The sequence below is a fragment of the Mesorhizobium sp. M1A.T.Ca.IN.004.03.1.1 genome, from assembly GCF_003997555.1.
Lineage (GTDB): Bacteria > Pseudomonadota > Alphaproteobacteria > Rhizobiales > Rhizobiaceae > Mesorhizobium.
Genome location: NZ_RZTV01000007.1, coordinates 235,223 through 254,706, shown reverse-complemented (window position 1 = coordinate 254,706; position 19,484 = coordinate 235,223). Strand labels below are relative to the sequence as shown.

18 protein-coding genes are annotated in these 19,484 nt (G+C 63.9%); 13 read left to right on the top strand and 5 right to left on the bottom strand.

Annotated features, from left to right (window positions below):
- Positions 1-141 precede the first annotated feature (141 nt).
- A complete protein-coding gene (locus tag EOD29_RS22295; RefSeq protein ID WP_127247897.1) occupies positions 142-1,101 on the top strand; it encodes a sugar-binding transcriptional regulator in 960 nt (319 codons plus the stop codon).
- A 62-nt stretch (positions 1,102-1,163) separates the two neighbouring features.
- Here the strand turns inward: EOD29_RS22295 and EOD29_RS22290 are convergent, their stop codons facing one another.
- Positions 1,164-1,349 (bottom strand): hypothetical protein, encoded by a 186-nt coding sequence (locus EOD29_RS22290; RefSeq protein WP_127215805.1) that lies wholly within the window; start codon positions 1,347-1,349, stop codon positions 1,164-1,166.
- A 110-nt stretch (positions 1,350-1,459) separates the two neighbouring features.
- Between EOD29_RS22290 and gcvA (EOD29_RS22285) the strand changes: the two genes are divergently transcribed.
- The 10 genes from gcvA (EOD29_RS22285) to EOD29_RS22240 all read left to right on the top strand — a co-directional run bounded on the left by gcvA (EOD29_RS22285) (position 1,460) and on the right by EOD29_RS22240 (position 13,175).
- Positions 1,460-2,368, top strand: coding sequence for a transcriptional regulator GcvA (gene gcvA, locus EOD29_RS22285; RefSeq protein ID WP_066999164.1), 909 nt, complete (start codon positions 1,460-1,462; stop codon positions 2,366-2,368).
- Positions 2,369-2,530: 162 nt separating this feature from the next.
- A complete protein-coding gene (locus EOD29_RS22280; RefSeq protein ID WP_066999167.1) occupies positions 2,531-3,841 on the top strand; it encodes a sugar ABC transporter substrate-binding protein in 1,311 nt (436 codons plus the stop codon).
- Positions 3,842-3,978: 137 nt separating this feature from the next.
- Positions 3,979-4,851 carry a sugar ABC transporter permease gene (locus tag EOD29_RS22275; RefSeq protein ID WP_066999170.1) on the top strand — a complete coding sequence of 291 codons (873 nt, stop codon included), beginning with the start codon at positions 3,979-3,981 and terminating at the stop codon, positions 4,849-4,851.
- Between the two features lie 206 nt (positions 4,852-5,057).
- Positions 5,058-5,882, top strand: coding sequence for a carbohydrate ABC transporter permease (locus EOD29_RS22270; protein ID WP_067323984.1), 825 nt, complete (start codon positions 5,058-5,060; stop codon positions 5,880-5,882).
- Positions 5,883-5,917: 35 nt separating this feature from the next.
- A complete protein-coding gene (locus tag EOD29_RS22265; RefSeq protein WP_066999175.1) occupies positions 5,918-6,922 on the top strand; it encodes an ABC transporter ATP-binding protein in 1,005 nt (334 codons plus the stop codon).
- Positions 6,919-7,689, top strand: coding sequence for an L-iditol 2-dehydrogenase (locus EOD29_RS22260; RefSeq protein WP_095799099.1), 771 nt, complete (start codon positions 6,919-6,921; stop codon positions 7,687-7,689). The genes EOD29_RS22265 and EOD29_RS22260 overlap by 4 nt, the downstream gene beginning before the upstream one ends.
- Before the next feature lie 154 nt (positions 7,690-7,843).
- Complete coding sequence (locus EOD29_RS22255; RefSeq protein WP_095825550.1) at positions 7,844-9,322, top strand: mannitol dehydrogenase family protein; 1,479 nt, start codon at positions 7,844-7,846, stop codon at positions 9,320-9,322.
- 21 nt (positions 9,323-9,343) lie between these two features.
- A complete protein-coding gene (locus tag EOD29_RS22250; RefSeq protein ID WP_095799101.1) occupies positions 9,344-10,027 on the top strand; it encodes an HAD family hydrolase in 684 nt (227 codons plus the stop codon).
- Entirely contained in the window at positions 10,021-11,607 is a 1,587-nt protein-coding gene (locus EOD29_RS22245; RefSeq protein WP_127247896.1) for an FGGY-family carbohydrate kinase, read from the top strand. Before EOD29_RS22250 ends, EOD29_RS22245 begins: the two co-directional genes overlap by 7 nt.
- A 164-nt stretch (positions 11,608-11,771) precedes the next feature.
- A complete protein-coding gene (locus tag EOD29_RS22240; RefSeq protein WP_127216549.1) occupies positions 11,772-13,175 on the top strand; it encodes an MATE family efflux transporter in 1,404 nt (467 codons plus the stop codon).
- Between the two features lie 40 nt (positions 13,176-13,215).
- Here the strand turns inward: EOD29_RS22240 and EOD29_RS22235 are convergent, their stop codons facing one another.
- The 4 genes from EOD29_RS22235 to speB all read right to left on the bottom strand — a co-directional run bounded on the left by EOD29_RS22235 (position 13,216) and on the right by speB (position 16,667).
- The gene (locus tag EOD29_RS22235) at positions 13,216-13,860 is read right to left on the bottom strand and encodes an amino acid ABC transporter permease (protein WP_066999193.1); all 645 of its coding nucleotides are present in this window, start codon (positions 13,858-13,860) and stop codon (positions 13,216-13,218) included.
- Complete coding sequence (locus EOD29_RS22230) at positions 13,857-14,525, bottom strand: amino acid ABC transporter permease (protein WP_095799104.1); 669 nt, start codon at positions 14,523-14,525, stop codon at positions 13,857-13,859. Before EOD29_RS22230 ends, EOD29_RS22235 begins: the two co-directional genes overlap by 4 nt.
- An 89-nt stretch (positions 14,526-14,614) precedes the next feature.
- Positions 14,615-15,415, bottom strand: a complete 801-nt coding sequence (locus EOD29_RS22225; protein ID WP_067323996.1) for a transporter substrate-binding domain-containing protein — start codon at positions 15,413-15,415, stop codon at positions 14,615-14,617.
- A 196-nt stretch (positions 15,416-15,611) separates the two neighbouring features.
- Positions 15,612-16,667 (bottom strand): agmatinase, encoded by a 1,056-nt coding sequence (gene speB, locus EOD29_RS22220; RefSeq protein ID WP_127247895.1) that lies wholly within the window; start codon positions 16,665-16,667, stop codon positions 15,612-15,614.
- A gap of 214 nt (positions 16,668-16,881) precedes the next feature.
- On the opposite strand from speB, the gene gcvA (EOD29_RS22215) reads away from it, so the two are divergent.
- Positions 16,882-17,865, top strand: a complete 984-nt coding sequence (gene gcvA, locus EOD29_RS22215; protein WP_095799105.1) for a transcriptional regulator GcvA — start codon at positions 16,882-16,884, stop codon at positions 17,863-17,865.
- A 298-nt stretch (positions 17,866-18,163) separates the two neighbouring features.
- Positions 18,164-19,468 carry a nicotinate phosphoribosyltransferase gene (pncB, locus tag EOD29_RS22210; RefSeq protein ID WP_095799106.1) on the top strand — a complete coding sequence of 435 codons (1,305 nt, stop codon included), beginning with the start codon at positions 18,164-18,166 and terminating at the stop codon, positions 19,466-19,468.
- The last annotated feature ends 16 nt before the right edge of the window (positions 19,469-19,484 follow it).

Sequence of the window (19,484 nt, the reverse complement as noted above, 5' to 3'; positions counted from 1 at the left end):
AAATGGTTGAAGCGAGTGCGAACAGGGCCAACCTTGGTCGGCAGCGGCGCAAGCAATTGCTCTTTCAATTTGACAATTGCGCAGGGCCGCTTTCGCTGTAATCTAGAGGGCCCGCTATTGTCGGGCTTGGGGAGGCAGAATGTGAACGCGCGACAGGAAACCGGCAGCACCAGGTTGGACGACGCCGCGCGGGCCGGCTGGCTCTACTATGTTGCCGGCAACACCCAGGATCAGATCGCCGCCAAGCTCGGCATTTCCAGGCAGACGGCGCAGCGGCTCGTCTCGCTGGCGATGTCGGAAGGGCTGATCAAGGTCCGCGTCGATCATCCGATCGCCAATTGCCTCGACCTTGGCGCGCGGCTGAAGTCGCGTTTCGCGCTCGATCTCGTCGAGGTGGTGCCGAGCGATCCGACCTCGTCCTCGACGACGATCGGCGTCGCCGAGGCGGCGGCTGCCGAGATCGAGCGGCGGCTGCGCTCCGCCGCCCCCATCGTCATGGCGATCGGCACCGGGCGCACCCTGAAGGCGGCGATCGAGCTGTTGCCGCCGATGGAGTGCCCGCAGCACAAGGTGGTGTCCTTGACCGGCAACATCTCGCCCGACGGCTCGGCCGCCTTCTACAACGTCATCTTCACCATGGCCGACCGGGTCAAGGCGCGCTCCTTCCCGATGCCGCTGCCGGTCATCGCCTCCTCGCCGGAAGAGCGCGACATGCTGCTCAGCCAGCCAATGATCCAGCCGACGCTGGCGCTGGCCGCGGAAGCCGACGTCACATTCGTCGGCATCGGCGATCTCGGCCCGAAGGCGCCGCTCTACGAGGACGGCTTCATCTCGGAGGGGGAACTGAAGGCACTGCAGAAAGCCGGCGGCGTCGGCGAGATCGTCGGCTGGGTTTTCGACCGCGAAGGCCGCATGATCGAAGGCATCACCAACGACCGCGTTTCGTCCGCCGCCTTGCCGTCACGCGAGAAGTCCTTGGTCATCGCGCTTGCCATGGGCGAGCGCAAGCTGCCGGGCATTCTCGCCGCCGTGAACCGTCGTTTGGTCAATGGCCTCATCACCGATGAACGGACAGCCACCGCCCTGCTCGGCGGCGCGTGATCGTGATGCTGGGCTCGGGCGAATCTGACGCGACGAGCCGTTGGCGATAAAAAGAAACCCGGCTATTTGTAGCGTCCATGCGGATCGTTGCCGTCGAGGAAGCCCATATCCCGCTGCAGGTGCTCCGACAGTTCTCGCACATCGACATAGCCGCGCCTGCGGTTGGCGAACCACGACAATTCCCGCGCCAGCAGCGAAATCCATCCATGTATTGGGGTCGAATCGAGTTTTTCCTGCATCGGGGTCATGATCGTCAGCCTTCGCTATGCTTGAACTGGAGTGATCGTCGACCCAAAATATCGGGCTGATCGGCACGTGCTTCCAATCAAACGTCGATCATGACCCATAAAGAGGCCTTATGCCCGATCTGAGCTCCCGGCAGAATGTCCAGCTCCCGCCCCTGCAGGCGATTCGGGTGTTCGAGGCCGTGGCCAGGCACCTCTCCTTCACCAAGGCCGCCGAGGAGCTCGGCATGACCCAGGCCGCCGCGAGCTATCAGATCAAGCTTCTGGAAGAGCGCATCGGCGCGCCGCTGTTCCTGCGCCGTCCACGGCAGATCGAGCTGACCGAACCCGGCCAGCGTCTTGCGCCGGCTGTCAGCGAGGCATTCGCGCTGCTGAGCGGCGCCTATGCGGCCGCCCGAGCCGGCGCCGACGGCGTGCTTTGCGTTTCCACCCTGCTCACCTTCGCCTCGAACTGGCTGGCGCAGCATCTGGGATCCTTTCAGGTCGCGCACCCCTCGCTTGCCGTGCGTGTCGACACCTCGAACCGAGTCGTCGATTTCGCGCGTGAGGACGTCGACATCGCCATCCGCTCCGGCGGCGGCAAATGGCCCGGCGTGGAAACGCATATGCTGTTCAGGGCCGACTTCACCCCGGTGCTCAGCCCCAGGCTTGCGGCGAGCATCGGCGGCGTCAAGGAGCCCGCCGACCTGCTCAAGCTCCCCATCCTCGATCCCGGCGACATCTGGTGGCAGGAATGGTTCGCGCTCGCCGGCCTGCCCGCGGAGGAACTCGCCAGCCGTCCCGGCACCAGCATGGGCGCGCAGGCCTATGAGGCCAATGCCGCGATGGCCGGGCAAGGTGTTGCGATCGTCACCAGCGCCCTGTTCAAGAACGAGCTTGCCGACGGCCGGCTGATCCAGCCCTTCGACCTCGTCGGCGACGACGGCCACGCCTACTGGCTGGTCTATCCCACTGCCCGGCGCAACGTGCCGAAGATCCGCGCCTTCCGCGATTGGATTCTCGCCGAGATCGCCTGTCAGTAGGCCGGCATCACAGCCTGCCGTCTCCGCTACGCATCGCCCAGACGGGCGCGGCATCGATTTGTGCTGCGCTGCAGCATCGATTCCGGCTTGACATAATTCACACTTAGTGAGTAATTGCCCACAGCCAAGGCAAATGCTCATCTTGGTTTTAGGGAGGAATTGATGAAACTTCGCACGCTCACCCTGGGCCTGTTGTCGGCCAGCGCCCTTGCATTCGCCGCGCATGCCGAATCCATCACCATCGCCACCGTCAACAACGGCGACATGGTCCGCATGCAGAAGCTGACGGACGACTTCACGAAGGCCAATCCCGACATCCAGCTCAACTGGGTCACGCTCGAAGAAAACGTGCTGCGCGAGCGCGTCACCACCGACATCGCCACCAAGGGTGGCCAGTACGACGTCTTGACCATCGGCACTTACGAGGTTCCGATCTGGGCCAAGCAGAGCTGGCTCTTGCCGCTCGAGAAGCTCGGCGACGACTACGACGTCAAGGACATCATCCCGGCCATTGCCGGCGGCCTTTCGGTCGACGGCAAGCTCTATGCCGCGCCGTTCTACGGCGAGAGCTCCTTCGTCATGTACCGCAAGGACCTGATGGAAAAGGCCGGCCTAAAAATGCCCGACGCGCCGACCTGGGACTTCATCAAGGAAGCCGCCGACAAGATGACCGATCGCGCCAATGGCGTGAACGGCATCTGCCTGCGCGGCAAGGCCGGCTGGGGCGAGAACATGGCCTTCCTGACCGCCATGTCGAACTCCTTCGGCGCTCGCTGGTTCGATGAGAACTGGAAGCCGCAATTCGACCAGCCGGAATGGAAGAACACGCTGCAGTTCTATGTCGACCTGATGAAGGCAGACGGTCCTGAGGGCGCGTCCTCCAACGGCTTCAACGAGAATCTTGCGCTCTTCCAGCAGGGCAAGTGCGGCATGTGGATCGATGCCACCGTCGCCGCGTCCTTCGTCTCCGACCCGAAGGCCTCCCAGGTCGCCGACAAGGTCGGCTATGCGCTGGCGCCCGACAAGGGTCTCGGCAAGCGCGGCAACTGGCTGTGGGCATGGTCTCTCGCTATCCCCGCCGGCACCAAGAAGGCCGACGCCGCCGAGAAGTTCGTCTCCTGGGCGACCTCGAAGCACTACCTCGAACTGGTGGCTTCGAAGGAAGGCTGGGCCAACGTTCCGCCCGGAACGCGGACCTCGCTCTACAACAATCCGGAGTACCAGAAGGCAGCGCCCTTCGCGAAGATGACGCTGGACTCCATCAATGCCGCCGACCCGACGCATCCGACCGTCAAGCCGGTGCCCTATGTCGGCGTGCAGTTCGTGGCCATCCCGGAATTCCAGGGCCTCGGCACCACCGTCGGTCAGCTCTTCTCCGCCGCTCTTGCCGGCCAGTCGAGCGTCGATGATGCGCTGAAGCAGGCCCAGGACGCGGCGACCGCCGCGATGACCGAAGGCGGCTACCTCAAGTAAGGCTCCTCCCGGTGCCGAACGCCGGTAGCGGATCATGACCGGCATAGGCCGCCCGAAACCCAGTTCGGGCGGCCACCTCTGTAATCAGGAATTCTGGCACAAGTCTAAATCCGGCTGACCTTGGGAGGGTGACCGTCATGGCTACTCAGCAAACCCGTTCGCTTGCCCGTTTCATGATGGCGCCGTCGGTGATCCTGCTGTTCGTCTGGATGATCGTGCCACTGGTCTTTACGCTGTGGTTCTCGTTCCTCCAGTACAACCCGCTCAATCCGATCCGCGATGGGTTCGTCTGGTTCGCCAATTACAAGCTCTTCTATTCCAACCCCGCCTTCCTGCAGTCGATCCTCAACACATTGACCATCGTCGTCAGTGTCCTGGCCATCACCGTGATCGGCGGCATCCTTTTGGCGCTGCTGCTCGACCAGCCGATCTGGGGTCAGGGCTTCGTGCGCATCCTGGTCATCTCGCCGTTCTTCGTCATGCCGCCGGTGGCGGCGCTTGTCTGGAAGAACATGATCATGCACCCGCAATACGGCGTCTTTGCCGATATTGCCCGCTTCTTCGGCGCCAACCCGATCGACTGGTTCGGTCAGCACCCGCTGACCGCCGTCATCCTGATCGTCGCCTGGCAATGGCTGCCCTTCGCGACGCTGATCCTGCTCACCTCGCTCCAATCGCTTGATGGTGAGCAGAAAGAGGCAGCCGAGATGGATGGCGCCGGCTTCCTCAGCCGCTTCTGGTATCTGACGCTGCCGCACATGTCGCGCGCCATCACCGTCGTCATCCTGATCCAGACCATCTTCCTGCTCTCGGTCTATGCCGAGATCCTGGTCACCACCAATGGCGGTCCCGGCTACGCCTCCACCAACCTGCCGTTCCTCGTCTACCAGAAGGCGCTCTTGGAATTCAAAATCGGCCAGGCGTCGGCAGGCGGCGTCATCGCGGTCATTCTCGCCAACATCGTCGCCTTCTTCGTCATGCGCGCGGTCGGCAGGAACCTGGACAAGTAGGGGCAAGACGATGCCACTTGCGCTGAACCACCCCCACTCCGTCCCGCTGCGCCGGACACCTCTCCCCCTGCCCGGGGGAGAGGAAACGCCTGCATCGAAGCCCCGCGCTTCCTCTACCCCGTCGATCGGGGGAGAGGTGGTTTGCGCAGCAAACCGGAGTGGGGGTCGACCCTGCCGCCAACATCGCCGATACGGGAGGACCTGACATGGCACGCGCAGTCACCACCCAGCACAAGACGATCGCAACAGTCGCGGCCTGGGTCGTCGCCCTGCTGATCTTCTTCCCGATCCTTTATACGATCATCACCTCCTTCAAGTCGGAACAGGAGGCGATCCAGGGCTTCGCCTTGATCCCGTCCGGCACCACCGAAAGCTACTCCGAGGTGCAGGCGCAGAGCGGTTATTTCAAGTTCTTCCTGAATTCCGTGATCCTGTCGGTCGGCTCGACCGTCCTTGCGCTCATCGTCGCCGTGCCGGCGGCCTGGTCGATGGCCTTTTCGCCGACCAAGCGGACCAAGGACATCCTGATGTGGATGCTCTCCACCAAGATGATGCCGGCCGTCGCGGTGCTGTTCCCGATCTATCTCATCTTCCGCGACACCGGCCTGCTCGACAGCCGCATCGGCCTCACCATCATGCTGATGCTGATCAACCTGCCGATCGTGGTCTGGATGCTCTACACCTATTTCCGCGAGATCCCGGGCGAGATCCTCGAAGCGGCGCGCATGGACGGCGCCTCGCTGTGGAACGAGATCATCTATGTGCTGACGCCCATGGCCGTTCCCGGCATTGCCTCGACCATGCTCTTGAACATCATCCTGGCTTGGAACGAGGCGTTCTGGACGATCCGCCTGACCACCACCGAGGCCGCACCGCTCACCGCCTTCATCAGCTCCTTCTCCAGTCCGCAGGGCCTGTTCTGGGCCAAGCTCTCGGCGGCCTCGACATTGGCGATCGCGCCGATCCTGATAATGGGCTGGTTCAGCCAGAAGCAGCTGGTGCGCGGCCTGACCTTTGGCGCCGTGAAGTAAGCCGTAAGCGGCGGACGAAATCCGGGGAGGAAACCATGGGAAACATCACGCTCAAGAACGTCTCCAAGTCCTTCGGGTCGACGACGATCATTCCGAACATCGACCTCGCCATCGAGGACGGCGAGTTCGTCGTGTTCGTCGGCCCCTCGGGTTGCGGCAAGTCCACGCTGCTCAGGCTGATCGCCGGGCTGGAGGACACCAGCGGCGGCACCATCAGCATCGATGGCCGCGACGTCACCCGCGAGGCGCCGGCCAAGCGCAAGCTTGCCATGGTCTTCCAGTCCTACGCGCTCTACCCGCATATGACGGTCGCCAAGAACATCGCCTTCCCGCTGAAGATGGCCGGCGAGGACCAGGCGACCATCGATAAGAAGGTCAAGGACGCGGCGCGCGTCTTGAACCTCACCAACTATCTCGAGCGGCGCCCGGGCCAGCTCTCCGGCGGCCAGCGCCAGCGCGTCGCCATCGGCCGCGCCATCGTGCGCCAGCCATCGGCCTTCCTGTTCGACGAGCCGCTGTCCAACCTCGACGCAGCCCTGCGCGGCACCATGCGGCTGGAGATCAGCGAGCTGCATCATCAGCTGAAGACGACGATGATCTACGTCACCCACGACCAGGTCGAGGCCATGACGATGGCCGACAAGATCGTCGTGCTCAATGCCGGCAACATCGAGCAGGTCGGCTCGCCGATGGAACTCTACAAGACGCCGAAGAACCTGTTCGTCGCCGGCTTCATCGGCTCGCCGAAGATGAACTTGATCGAAGGCGCGCCGGCCGACAAATACGGCGCCAAGACCATCGGCATCCGGCCCGAGCACATCAACATCTCGACCACGGCCGGCGACTGGAAGGCGACGGTCGGCGTTGCCGAGCATCTCGGCTCCGACACCTTCCTGCATGTCCAGACCGATGGCATCGGCACGATCAATGTGCGCGCCGACGGCGAGGTTGCCGTCAAGCACGGCGACACCGTCTACCTGACGCCCGACAAGGCCAAGCTCCATCGCTTCGGCGCCGACGGCAAGGCGCTGGCGCAGTGAGGCTCAAAGGCAAATCGGCGCTGATCACCGGATCGGCGCGCGGCATCGGCAGGGCCTTCGCCGAATCCTATGTTCGCGAAGGCGCCAGGGTGGCGATTGCCGACATCAATCTCGAAGCGGCGGAAGCGACGGCAAAGGATATCGGCTCTGCCGCTTACGCGATCCGGCTCGACGTCACCAACCAGTCCTCGATCGAGGCCGGCGTGAAAGCCGTCGAAGCGAACGCCGGCGGCCTCGACATCCTGATCAACAATGCCGCCTTGTTCGACCTTGCGCCCATCGTCGAGATCAGCCGCGCGAGCTACGACAAGCTCTTCTCCGTCAATGTCGCCGGCACGCTGTTCATGCTGCAGGCGGCGGCCCGCTCGATGATCGCTGCTGGCCGGGGCGGCAAGATCATCAACATGGCGAGCCAAGCCGGGCGCCGCGGCGAGCCGCTGGTCGCGGTCTATTGCGCCACCAAGGCCGCCGTCATCTCGCTTACCCAGTCGGCCGGACTCGACCTGATCAAGCACCGCATCAACGTCAACGCCATCGCACCGGGCGTCGTCGACGGCGAGCATTGGGATCACGTCGATTCGCTGTTCGCCAAATATGAGAACCGGCCGAAGGGCGAGAAGAAGAGGCTCGTCGGCGAAAGCGTGCCCTATGGCCGCATGGGTCGAGCCGAAGATCTGACTGGCATGGCGGTTTTCCTCGCCAGTGACGAGGCCGAATACATTGTCGCCCAGACCTACAACGTCGATGGCGGTCAATGGATGAGTTGAGGGGGAAGCGCGCCCCTCTTCCTCCGGGGAGGACGCGTCGCGGGGCAGGTGAGGGGCGCATACCGGCAAACGGATGCTGCCCCTCACCGCTCCCCCAAGCGGGTGAATTGGGGGTTGGATTGTCGGGCTGCATATCGGCCAAAGGGTAAGTAAGATGACCGTGAAACTCTCTTCCTCGAACCTCGCCAAGCTTCCGTCGAAGGTTTCCGGTCCGAAATACGATCGCGCCGCGCTGAAGGCCGGCATCGTGCATTTCGGCGTCGGCAACTTCCACCGCTCGCACCAGGCTGTCTATCTCGACGACCTATTCAATTCCGGCCTCGGCCATGACTGGGCGCTGATCGGCGCCGGCGTGTTCGAGGGCGAGAAGGCCGGCCGCGCCAGGCTGCAGGAGCAGGACTGGCTGACCACCGTGGTCGAGCAGGACCAGGGCCATATGAGCGCCCGCGTCACCGGCGCCATGGTCGATTTCCTGATGCCGGGCGATGCTGAGGCGATCGTCGAGCAGCTCGCCGACCCTGCGATCAAGATTGTGTCGCTGACCATCACCGAGGGCGGCTATTTCATCGATCCGGCCTCCGGAAAGTTCAATCCGGCCCATCCCGACATTGTCGCCGATGCCCAGCCCGGTGCGGCACCGAAGACGGTCTTCGGCATCATTCTTGCCGGACTGGTGCGCCGGCGCGCCGACGGCATCGTGCCGTTCACGGTCATGTCCTGCGACAACATCCCCCACAATGGCCACGTCACCTCCGACGGCGTCATCGGCCTTGCCCGGCTGATCGACGAGGCTCTGGCCAACTGGGTGAGGGACAACGTCGCTTTCCCGAACGGCATGGTCGACCGCATCACGCCGGCCACCACCGATCGCGAGCGCAGCATTCTGGCCAATGATTTCGGGCTGGAGGACAATTGGCCGGTCTTCTGCGAACCGTTCAAACAATGGGTGCTGGAAGATCATTTCACCGCCGGCCGGCCGCCGCTGGAACGGGCCGGCGTCCAGTTCGTCAAGGATGTCTCGCCTTACGAGCTGATGAAGATCCGCATCTTGAACGGCGGCCACGCAGCCATTGCCTATCCGGCGGGCCTGATGGACATCCATTTCGTGCATGAGGCGATGCAGGAGCCTCTGGTGCGCCGCTTTCTCGCCAAGGTGGAGCGCGACGAGATCATCCCGACCGTGCCGCCGGTGCCCGACACGGTGCTCGAGGATTACTACCAGCTCATCGAGCGCCGCTTCTCCAACCCCAAGATCGGCGACACCATCCGAAGGCTTTGCCTCGACGGTTCCAACCGCCAGCCGAAATTCATAATTCCGACCGCCGCGGACCGACTGAAGGCGGGGAAAGGTGTTGCCGGCCTGGCTCTGGAGTCCGCGCTCTGGTGCCGCTACTGCTTCGGCACCACCGACAGCGGCGCCGTCATCGAGCCGAACGATCCGAACTGGGACCGGATGCAGGCGACCGCCAAAGCGGCGAAGAACTCGCCCGAGGCCTGGCTGGCGATGGACGACATCTATGGCGATGTCGGCCGCTCCGCCGTCTTTGCCGAAGCCTTCGCCCATGCGCTGAACGAATTGTGGGCGAACGGCGCGCGCGAAACCTTGACGCGCTATCTCGCCGATAAGCTCTGAAGCTCTTTGGACGCAGCCGCAATGACGCCCGAGCTCGTCATCTTCGACTGTGACGGCGTGCTGGTCGACAGCGAGGCGCTTTCGGTGACCGCGTTGCTGGGCATGATCGAGCTCGCCGGCGGCACGGTCTCGGAGGACGCCGCCTACGAGCATTTCCTCGGCAAGAGCATGAAGAGCGTGCGCGAGATCCTCGGCAGCGATTTCGGGCTTGAGATCAGCGACCAGCATCTCACCGCCATGCGCGTCGAGCTGATGCGCAAGTTCCGCGAGGAGCTGAAGCCGATCCCCGGCATCAAGGAGATCCTGCCGAAGCTTGGCCTGCCCCATTGCGTCGCCTCTTCCGGCACGCTGGAGCGCATCCGCTACGCGCTCGAGGTCACCGGCCTGCTGGGCCTGCTGGAGCCGCACCTCTTCAGCGCCGCCATGGTCAAGCGCGGCAAGCCGGCGCCGGACCTGTTTCTCCATGCCGCCGCCGCGATGCGCGCTGATCCGGGCAAATGCCTTGTCATCGAGGACAGCCCGGCCGGCATCGCCGCGGCGCGAGCGGCGGGGATGCGTGTCTTTGCCTTCACCGGCGGATCGCATGCAAACAACCCTGCGCTCAAGGCGCGGCTTGCGTCGACCGAACCGGACTTTATATTCGCTGACATGCTGCAATTGCCCGACCTGATTGCAGACCTGGGAGCGAGAGTAAAAGCATCTTGACGAGTTTCGTTTGCGCGGTCGATGTCGGCACCGGGAGCGCTCGCGCGGGCATTCTCGACTCGCATGGCAACCTGCTCGGCCGCGCCGAGCGGCCGATCGCCATGCACCAGCCTAAGCCCGATCACGCGGAGCACGATTCGGAAAATATCTGGTCGGCAGTCTGCGCCGCCGTGCGGGCCGCGCGCGAGAAGACGAACGTCGCCGCATCGGATATTGTCGGCATCTCCTTTGACGCCACCTGCTCGCTGGTGGTGCGCGGCAGGCGGGGCGATCAGCTGAGCGTCTCGGTCACGGGAGAGAAGCGCTGGGACACCATCGTCTGGCTCGACCATCGCGCCATCGCCGAAGCTGACGAATGCACCAGAAGCGGCCATGCAGTGCTCGACTATATCGGCGGGGTGATGTCGCCGGAAATGGAAACGCCGAAGCTGATGTGGCTGAAGCGCAACCTGCCCGCAACCTGGAATGAAGCCGGCTATCTGTTCGATCTCGCCGATTTCCTGACCTGGAAAGCGACCCGATCGCTCGCCCGCTCGCAATGCACGCTGACGGCCAAATGGACCTATCTCGCGCATGAGGAGACGGGCTGGCGGCGCGATTTCTTCAAGCTCGTCGGCATCGGCGATCTCTTCGAGCATGGCAATCTTCCGGACAAGGCGAGCCCCGTCGGCACCGATATCGGGCAACTCACGGCCGATGCGGCGGCAGATCTCGGCCTCACGGAAAAATGCCGGGTCGGCGCCGGGGTGATCGACGCCTATGCCGGCGCGCTCGGTGTGCTCGGCGGCTTCGCCGGCGACGAGAAGGGCATCAGCCGGCACCTGGCGCTGATTGCCGGCACCTCGTCCTGCGTCATGGCGATGTCGCAGGATCCGCAGCCTTTCGCCGGCGTCTGGGGACCATATTATGGCGCGGCGTTGCCAAAGCTCTGGCTGTCGGAAGGCGGTCAGTCGGCGACCGGCGCTCTGCTCGACCACATCATCCGCTGGCACGGCGCCGGCGGCGAGCCGGATGCGGCAATGCATGCCAGGATCGCCAAGCGCGTCGCCGAACTGCGCGCCGCCGAGGGCGATGCGCTGGCGGCGCGCCTGCATGTGCTGCCGGATTTCCACGGCAATCGCTCGCCGCTCGCCGACCCGCACGCGGTTGGCGTCGTCAGCGGGCTGACACTCGATTCCTCCTTCGACAGCCTGTGCAAGCTCTACTGGCGCACCGCCGTCGGCATCACGCTCGGCGTGCGCCATGTGCTCGAGGCGCTGAACGAGAACGGCTATTTGATCGACACGCTGCACGTCACCGGCGGCCACACCAAGAACCCGCTCTTGATGGAACTCTATGCCGATGCCACCGGCTGCACCGTCATCGAGCCGCTGGCCGACGAGGCGGTGTTGCTCGGCACCGGAATGGTCGCTGCGACCGCCGCTGGGCTTTACCCCGACCTCAACGCCGCTTGCGTGGCCATGCAGCAGGGCGGCAGGACGCGGCCCCCGAATCCGGCGGCCGGCGCTCGCTTCGACCGCGACTATCGCATCTTCCTCGAAATGCACCGCCAGCGGCAGGCGCTCGACACCATCCAATAGAAGGCCCGGCTCTTGCGCTTCCCGCTGGCTCAATAGGTCGCCGCTCCTCCTCCTTGCCAATATGTCGCATTTCGTTCACAAGACGGCGCAAACGGCGCCATTTTGCGCCGTTTGCGTGCGGCTTCCGGGCGAGTCCCGACGCGCCGTGGTCTGAAGAGCGGAAAATGTCTGCGATCGAAGCCGGCGCTCGCGCGCCGGAAAATTTTTGGCGTCAGGAAATCAGGGCAACATTGTCGCTTGCCTGGCCGATGGTGCTCACCAATCTCGGCCAGACCGCCATGACCGCGACCGACGTCATGATGATGGGCCGTTTGGGACCCGACACGCTGGCCGCCGGCGCGCTCGGCTCCAACCTCTATTTCATGCCGCTGATCTTCGGGCTTGGCCTGATGCTCGCCACCTCGCCGATGATGGCGACCGAGCTCGGCCGCCGCCGCCATTCGGTGCGCGACCTGCGCCGCACCGTGCGCCAAGGACTCTGGCTGGCGGTCCTCGTCTCGATCCCGATCTGGCTGTTCCTCTGGCATGGCGAAGAAGTGCTTTTGGCCATGGGGCAGAAGCCGGACCTCGCGCACCAGGCAGGCATCTACCTGCACTGGCTGCAATGGGCGGTGCTGCCTTTTTACGGTTATATCGTGCTGCGCTCCTTCATCTCGGCGCTGGAGCGGCCCGGCTGGGCGCTGATCATCGTTTTCGTCGCCGTCGCCTGCAACGCCTACTTCAACTGGGTCTTCATGTTCGGCAACCTCGGCGTCCGCCCGATGGGCATCGCCGGCTCGGGCCTCGCCACCTCGCTTTCCAGCATGCTGATGTTTGTTGGACTGGCGGCCGTGGTGGTGCTGGAGAAAAAATTCCGCCGCTATCACCTCTTCGGCCGCTTCTGGCGCTCCGACTGGCCGCGCTTCCGCGGCCTGCTGAGGCTCGGCCTGCCGATCGCCGGCATCCTCGCCTTCGAGGTGACGATCTTCAATGCGGCAGCCCTGCTGATGGGTCTGATCGACGCGGATTCGCTGGCAGCCCACGCGATTGCCATCCAGATCGCCTCGATCTCCTTCATGGTGCCGCTCGGCCTCAACCAGGCGGTCACCGTGCGCGTCGGCCTGGCACATGGCGCCGGCAATCCCGAGGGCGTCTCGCGCGCCGGCTGGACCAGCTTTGTCATCGGCGTCTCCTTCATGGCGCTGATGGGGCTGGTGATGATCCTATGGCCGCATCTTTTGATCAGCGCCTTCATCGATCTCGCCGATCCGGCCAATGCCAGGGTGATCACGCTTGCCGTGTCCTTCCTGGTGTTTGCCGCGCTGTTCCAGATCTTCGACGGCGCGCAGGCGGTGGCCGCCGGCATGCTGCGCGGCCTGCACGATACCAAGGTGCCGATGATCTATGCCGCGATCGGCTATTGGGGGGTCGGCCTTCCGCTCGGCGTGCTGCTCGCCTTCCATTTCGGCTTCAACGGCGTCGGCATCTGGATCGGCCTTTCGTCAGGCCTGGCGGTGGTGGCGGTGCTCCTGCTCGTCCGTTGGCTGCGGCGCGATCGCATCGCGCCGGCACTGTCGTTCAGCCATTGAGAAGGGCGGCCGCCGGTCAGGCGGCGGCCCTCGTCGACCTTCAGTGTGCGGCGACACGCTCAAGCCGCCGCGCATATTGCGTCAGCGGGAAGCACATCACGAAGAAGATCAGCGCCACCAGCCCGTAGACGGTGAAGGGTTCGAAGGTCGCGTTGTTGATGGCGTTGGAGGTCCTGACCAACTCCTCGAAACCGATGATCGAGGTCAGCGCCGTCGATTTGATCAGCTGCACCAGGAAGCCGACGGTCGGGGCGCGCGTGATGGCGAAGGCCTGCGGCAGGATGATCAGCCTGAGTTCCTGCAGATAATGCAGTCCGAGACTGGCGCCGGCGTCCCACTGGCCGCGCGGCAGCGCATCGACACCGCTGCGCCAGATCTCGGCGAGATAGGCGCTGGCAAAGAAGGTGAGGCCGAGCGCCGCGGCGGTCCATGGCTCGATGCGCAGCCCCAACATCGGCAGGCCGAAGAACATCAGGAAAAGCTGCATGAGGAGCGGCGTGCCCTGGAACAGCGCGATATAGCCGGAAGCGATCCGCTTGATCCATTTGTTCTTGGCTATGCGGAAGAACAGCACGACCAGCCCGACCAGCGCGCCGCCGACGAAGGCCGCAAGCGACAACAGCACCGTCCACCGCGCGGCGAGCAGAAGGTTGCGCAATATGTCCCAGAGGGTGAATTCGATCATGACACGCCGGCTCCGAGTGCGCGGCGTCCGCCGCTGACCAGCAGCCGGCGCAGCCCCATCGACAGGCCGAGATAGACCATGGTCACCACCAGATAGGTTTCGAAGGCGCGGAAGGTGCGCGCCTGCAGCATGTCGGCCTCGTAGGTCAGTTCACGCACCGCGATCTGCGACACCACGGCCGATTCCAGCATCATGATGACGATCTGGCTGGTCAGCGCCGGATAGATCACTTTCAGCGCCTGCGGCAGCACGATCTTGATGAACACCTGCCTGGGCCTGAGCCCGAGCGCAAGTGCTGCCTCCGTCTGCCCGCGCGGCACCGCGTCCAGACCCGCGCCGACGATCTCGATCGTGTAGGCCGCCATGTTGAGCGTCATCGCCAGCATGGCGGCCAGGATCGGATCGAGTCGGATGCCGAGGCTGGGCAGTCCGAAGAAGATGAAGAACAGCTGCACCAGGAACGGAGTGTTGCGCATCACCTCGACATACCAGCCGATCGCCAGCTTGAGCGGCCTCGGGCCGTTCCGGCGTCCGGCGGCGCCCAGGATGCTGAGGAAAGTGCCGGCCAGCGTGGTGACGACGATCAGAAGCAGCGTCATCGCCGCGCCGCGCGCGATCACGCCCGCTGCACCCGCAAGCCAGCCGAAGTCCAGGCTGTAGCCCATCGCGATTGGCCCTGTTGGAAAGCGTGTAGCGCAAGAAACAAGTACGGGAGCGGTTCAGCGCTTCATGCGCGCTGAACCGCCAAGCGAGATCAATCCTTGAGGTTGTCGGGATTGAGCGGCGTCTTCAGCCAGGCTTTCGAGCTCTCGTCCAGCTTGCCGTCCGCCAGCATCTTGGCGACCGCATCGTTCACCGCCTTCTTCAGCCTATCCTCGTTCTTGTTGAGGCCGATATGCGAGGGCGAGGTCAGCAGCTGGAACTTCTGCTCGGGCTTCAATGCAACCTGCTTGGCCAGCACCTGCGCGCCGACATCGTTGCCGACCACCATGAGCTGCGTCTGTCCGGAGATGAAGGCCTGGATGACGGAATTGTAGTTGTCGAAGCGGCGGATGTCGGCCGAGGCGGGCGCCGCCTGGGTGAGCGAGGTATCCTCCAGCGTGCCGCGATTGACGGCGATCGACTTGTCGGCAAGGTCGTCCTTGCCTTTGACGGCAAGCTCGGCCGGGCCGATGACGGCGATGTAATAGGGCGCGTAGGCGGCGGCGAAATCGATCACCTGCTCGCGCTCCTTCGAATAGCCGACGCTCATCAGGATATCGACGCGCTTGTCGGTGAGATACGGGATGCGATTCTGGCCGGTGACGCTGACGAGGTTCAGCTTCACCTTCAAGGAATCGGCGATCGCCTGCGCGACGTCGATGTCATAGCCCTTGATGCTCATGTCGGCGCTGGCCGAGGAAAAAGGCGGGAAGTCGGAGAAGATGCCGACATTGATGGCCCCGGCCTTGGTGATGTCGTCGATGGCGTCGGCCTTGGCCTGCGAGGCAAGACCGGCGGCGCCGAGCATGATGAGTGCCGCAAGTGCGGATTTCAGTGTGTTTCGAAGAGTCATTTTAGTTCCCCTGCTGGAAGCTTGTTGTTGAAACCGGCCGCCGGCTCCAGCGCGACGGCCGTACTGGTTAGCAATTCCAGGAAAAGCGGGAAGCGGTCTACGCTTGGCGACTTCGTATAGCTTCCGTCCGGAATTGCGTAGAAACAAAGCGTTAGAGCGGTTCGCCGATTCCATGAAGCGGTGAAACGCTCTCGTGTCAGCCTTTCTTGATTGCCGGGCTGAACACCATCAGGCTCAGGATCTCGAACAGGACTTGCGCGCCGACATGGGCGGTGTTGGTGGTCGCGTCATATTGCGGCGCCACCTCGACGACGTCGCCGCCGACGATGTTGAGTCCCTTCAGGCCGCGCAGCAGCTCGAGCACCTCGCGCGTCGTCAGCCCACCGACTTCAGGCGTGCCGGTGCCCGGGGCGAAGGCCGGATCGATGCTGTCGACGTCGAAGGAGATGTAGGTCGGGCCGTCGCCGACGATCTTCCGCGCCTTCTCGATGATGGCGGGTATGCCGAGGCTGGTCACCTCCTCGGCATGGACCACCGTCATGCCGGATTCATAGGTGAACTCCCACAGATACTCGGCCGAGCCGCGAATGCCGATCTGGATCGTGCGGGTGGGATCGAGCACGCCGTCCAGGACCGCGTTGCGGAACGGTCCGCCGTGGTGGAACTTGGTCATGTCGAACAGCCCGCTGGTGTCGCAATGGGCGTCGATATGGATCATGCCGACCGGAGCCTGCTTACCGACCGCCTTCAGGATCGGATGGCTGATCGAGTGGTCGCCGCCGACCGAAAGCGGCAGCACACCGGCGTCGACGATCTGGTTGGTGCGCTTTTCGATGTCCTCGTGGCTGATCTCCAGCCGGTAACGGCTGCGGAACGGCGTGTCGCCGATGTCGGCGACGCGCAGCTCATGCGTCGGCGCGCATTCCAGCACGTGATTGTAGGGGCCGATGCGCTCGATGGCGCGCAGCGCCCGCGGCCCGAAGCGTGAGCCCGGCCGGTTGGTGACGCCAAGGTCCATCGGCACGCCGATCATCGCCACTTGCAAGTCGCCGAAATCCGGATTGTCGGCCGCCACCTGCCGGTACGGCGCGGCAAGGAAGGTCGGGATGCCGGAATAGGGCGCTAGCCGGGTGCCGCTTTTGCTGAAGATCTTGTCGGCGACCTTGCGGAATTTCGGATCGAACATCTCGCCGCCATGGCTCTCGCCATATTTGCGGCGCAACGCTTCGAGCTTGCCGCGATCGTAACCCATGTCCGGTCCTCCTCCGTGACTGCTTGCAGCGCGGCGGCTGCACCGACGCCTGCCAAGCCAGCAGTCATCCGGCTGATCGTTGCCCGCCGGCGCCTGCGAAATCTACGTCTGTTGAGCTGTTCCGGGCAAAAGTGTCGGGCAACTGTATTGAAAAATCAATTGATATTGTTAGGGTCTTTGCTGTGAGAAAATCTCACAAAGTCGGGAGCTGTCCTTGGCCAAGCGCTTGCCGCCGTTGAACCCGTTGCGCGCTTTCGAGGCGACGGCGCGACATGCCTCGCTGACCAAGGCGGCAGGCGAGCTCAACGTCACGCATGGCGCGGTCAGCCACCAGATCAAGGCGCTCGAGCAATCGCTCGGCGTAAAGCTTTTCCAGCGCGCGGGTCAGCGCGTGAAGCTGACGCCGCACGGCGCTGAGTTCCTGCCGGCGGTTTCGGCGGCCTTCGACGGCATCGCCGCCGCGACGCAACGCATGACACGCCCCGCAAGCACCGGTGTGCTGTCGGTGTCCTGCGTGCCGGCGCTGCTCCTGTTGTGGATGACGCCGCGGCTCGGCTCCTTCACCGCGCAATATCCCGACATCCAGCTGACGCTGATCCCCTCCAACGACGCCAGGGACATCCGCGCGCCGCACATCGACGTCTGCGTGCATTATGGCGATGGCAGCTGGAGCGACTGCTGGATACGCAAATGGTCGGGTCTCGAGCTGTTTCCGGTGGTCAGCCCGACGCTGATCAACAACCGCCCGATCCGCAGTGTGCGCGACCTTGCCGACCACGTTTTCCTGCATGGCGACGACGGCCGCGAGTGGCACACCTGGCTGGCCGCCGCCGACGCGCTCGACCTGGAGCGCGGCCGCCGCCATCACCTCGGCGACGCGCGCATAGCGGTGGAGGCCGCCGTCCACGGCCACGGCGTGGCGCTCGGTGATTCCGTGACCGCGCGCGCCCTGCTCGCCAGAGGCATGCTCGTCTCGCCCTTCGCTTTGTCGGTGCCGGCGGTCGATGACTTCTATGTCGTCTGCCGTAACGAGATGCGCTCGGCGCCGATCGTCCAGCTTTTCATCGACTGGCTGTTTGCCGAAAAGGAGCAGGACGAGGGCCGCGCCGATGCCCCGGTCGCCGGCCGTGTGCCGAGCCGCAGGAAGCGCCCGGCGCTCAAGGTGATCGGGGCTAGAGCGATTCCAGGAAAAGTGTGAGCGGTCTTCCGTCCGGAGATTCGCGTCAACAACAAGAAAGCCAAGAGCATTTCGCGGTTGCCGTGCAACGGTGAAATGCTCTGGCGCAGCGTCATGATCGCTGGACTTGCATAGCTGCTTTTTGTCGGGCCAGCTTGCAAAGCAGGAAGCGCTTTCAAAAATACAATGCTAAGACCGCAGCTGGTTAACAATTCTGGGAGCTGCGCGGCGGTTTTCCGTCCGGAATGCTTCATAACAGGGACTTGAGGCGCCGCGCTTGGAATCACGCAAGCGCGACGCGCTTTTTGGGTGAGCAGATATGGCACGAACCGATATAGCGCGGCGCGTCTACAACCACACCTGGAAGCTGGACCCCATCGTCCGCAGCCTGCTGGACACCGATTTCTACAAGCTTCTGATGCTGCAGATGATCTGGGGCATGTACCCCAACGTCGACGCCACCTTCACGCTGATCAATCGCACGACCTCGGTGCGGCTCGCCGACGAGATCGACGAAGGCGAACTGCGCGAGCAGCTCGACCACGCTCGCACCTTGCGCTTCACCAAGAAGGAGATGATCTGGCTCGGCGGCAACACCTTCTATGGTCGCAAGCAGATCTTCGAGCCGGAATTCCTCGCCTGGCTGGAGGATTTCCGCCTTCCCGACTATGAACTCACCAAGCGCGACGGCCAGTACGAACTGTCCTTCCCCGGTCCCTGGATGTACACCACGCTGTGGGAGATACCGGCGCTCGCCATCATCAACGAACTGCGCTCGCGCGCCGCCATGCGCTCCTTCGGCCAGTTTGCGCTCGACGTGCTCTACGCCCGCGCCAAGGCCAAGATGTGGGCCAAGACCGAGCGGCTGAAGGCACTGCCCGGCATCCGCATTTCCGATTTCGGCACCCGCCGCCGCCACTCCTTCCTGTGGCAGCGCTGGTGCGTCGAGGCGCTGAAGGAAGGCATCGGCGAGGCTTTCACCGGCACGTCGAACGTGCTTCTGGCCATGGACAACGACCTCGAGGCGCTCGGCACCAATGCGCACGAGCTGCCTATGGTGTTTGCGGCACTTGCCAATTCCGTTGAGGAGCTGAGGCAGGCGCCCTACAAGGTGCTGCAGGACTGGCAGCGCTATTATGGCGGCAATCTGCTGATCGTGCTGCCCGACACGTTCGGCACGTCCGCTTTCCTGCGCGACGCGCCGGACTGGATCGCCGACTGGACCGGCTTCCGCCCCGACAGCGCGCCGCCCATCGAAGGCGGCGAGAAGATCCTCGCCTGGTGGCGCGAGAAGGGCAAGGATCCGAAACAGAAGCTGCTCATCTTCTCCGACGGGCTCGAGGTCGAGACCATCGAGGAGACCTACAAGCATTTCCGCGGCAAGGTGCGCATGTCCTTCGGCTGGGGCACCAACCTCACCAATGATTTCGAAGGCTGCGCGCCGACCGAGACCAACAGCCTCGACGCCATCTCGCTGGTCTGCAAGGTCAGCGAAGCCAATGGCCGGCCGGCGGTCAAGCTCTCCGACAACCCCGCCAAGTCGACCGGCGATGAGAAGGAGGTCAAGCGTTATTTGCGCATCTTCGGCGAGAAGGGGCGGGTGGAGCAGCTGGTCAAGGTGTGAGGACTGCTCGAATAGA